A 2,089-nucleotide genomic window follows, 5' to 3' on the forward strand; every position below is an offset into this window, starting at 1 on the left:
TTGGTCAGTGCGGCGGTCAGCGTGGTCTTGCCGTGGTCGACGTGACCGATGGTGCCGACGTTGACGTGCGGCTTGGTGCGCTCGAACTTACCCTTTGCCATTGTTGTATACCTTGGATATCAGAAAGAAGAAGGTGAGGACCTGAGCTTACGCTCAGGCCTTCTTGATCACGGTTTCGGCGATGTTGTTCGGCGCCGGCTCGTAGTGGTCGAATTCCATCGTGAACGTCGCACGACCCTGGGTCTGCGAACGCAGCGAGGTGGCGTAACCGAACATTTCACCCAGCGGGATCATCGCGTTGATGATGCTGGCCGAACCGTCACCGGTGGTGCTCGAACCCTGCAGCACGCCACGACGACGGCTGACGTCGCCCATCACGTCGCCCTGGTAGTCCTCCGGGGTCACGATCTCGACCTTCATGATCGGCTCCAGCAGGACCGGCTTGGCCTTGGCGAAGCCCTGCTTGAAGGCCATCGACGAAGCCAGCTTGAACGCCATTTCCGAGGAGTCGACGTCATGGTAGGAGCCGAACACCAGCTTCACCTTCACGTCCACGACCGGGAAGCCAGCCAGCGGACCGCTGGTGATGGTTTCGCGCAGGCCCTTTTCGATCGACGGAATGAATTCCTTGGGAATCACGCCACCGGTGATGTCGTTGATGAACAGGAAATCGTCCTTGATGTTCGGCGCGATCTTCGGATCGGCACGGTCTTCAGCCGTGATCGGGGACAGCTCGATCACGACGTGACCGTACTGACCCTTACCACCGGACTGCTTGGCGTGCTTGTAATCCGACTTCACGTCGGCCAGCTGGATGGTTTCGCGGTAAGCCACCTGCGGCTTGCCGACGTTGGCCTCGACGTTGAACTCGCGCTTCATGCGGTCAACGATGATGTCCAGGTGCAGCTCGCCCATGCCCGAGATGATGGTCTGGCCGGATTCTTCGTCGGTCTTGACGCGGAACGACGGATCTTCCTGGGCCAGACGACCCAGGGCCAGGCCCATCTTTTCCTGGTCGGACTTGGTCTTCGGCTCGACCGCCATCGAGATCACCGGCTCCGGGAACACCATGCGTTCCAGGATGATCGGGTGCTCCTGCGAGCACAGGGTGTCACCGGTGGTGGTGTCCTTCAGGCCGACGGCCGCCGCGATGTCACCCGCCAGCACTTCCTTGATCTCTTCGCGATCGTTGGAGTGCATCTGCAGGATGCGACCGATGCGCTCCTTCTTGCCCTTCACCGAGTTCAGCAGCTGGTCGCCTGCATTCAACGTGCCCGAGTAGACACGGAAGAAGGTCAGCGCACCCACGAACGGGTCGGTGATGATCTTGAAGGCCAGCGCCGAGAACGGCGCCTTGTCGTCGGACTTGCGGCTCAGCGCGACGGTCTCGTCGTCAACGTCGGTACCGGTCACGTCCGGCACGTCGATCGGCGACGGCAGCAGCTGCACCACGCCGTCCAGCATGGCCTGCACGCCCTTGTTCTTGAACGCCGAGCCGCAGTACATCGGCACGATGTCGGTCGCCAGGGTGCGCACGCGCAGGGCTTCGATGATCTCGGCCTCGGTCAGCTCTTCGCCGCCAAGGTACTTTTCCATCAGTTCTTCGCTGGCCTCGGCCGCAGCTTCGATCATGAAGGTGCGCGCCTCGTCGGCGGCGTCCTTCATGTCGGCCGGGATGTCCAGATACTCGAACTTCATGCCCTGCGAGGCTTCATCCCAGTGGATGGCCTTCATCTTGATCAGGTCGACAACGCCCTTGAAGCCTTCTTCGGCACCGATCGGCAGCTGCATCGGCACGGCGGTCGCACCCAGCTTGGCCTTCAGCTGGCCAACGACCTTGGTGAAGTTGGCGCCGGTGCGGTCCATCTTGTTGACGAACGCGATGCGCGGCACCTTGTACCGGTTGGCCTGGCGCCACACGGTTTCGGACTGCGGCTGCACGCCGCCGACAGCACACAGCACGAACACCGCACCGTCGAGCACGCGCAGCGAGCGCTCCACTTCGATGGTGAAGTCGACGTGCCCGGGGGTGTCGATGATGTTGAAGCGGTGCTCCGGCAGGGACTTGTCCATACCCTTCCAGAACGCG

The 2,089-nt window shown here is 62.0% G+C and carries 2 protein-coding genes; both read right to left on the reverse strand.

Annotation, left to right across the window (positions count from 1 at the left end):
• Nucleotides 1–101, reverse strand: a 101-nt coding sequence (locus tag ACGFZ3_RS18575; RefSeq protein ID WP_031270842.1) for a GTP-binding protein, incomplete at its 3' end; no start/stop codon positions are given.
• A 52-nt stretch (nucleotides 102–153) separates the two neighbouring features.
• A partial coding sequence (gene fusA, locus ACGFZ3_RS18580) for an elongation factor G (protein ID WP_392924698.1) occupies nucleotides 154–2,089 on the reverse strand: 1,936 nt, incomplete at its 5' end.

Origin of the sequence: Stenotrophomonas sp. NPDC047960 (assembly GCF_043204395.1) — a bacterium.
In the GTDB taxonomy this organism is placed as follows: Bacteria; Pseudomonadota; Gammaproteobacteria; order Xanthomonadales; family Xanthomonadaceae; genus Stenotrophomonas.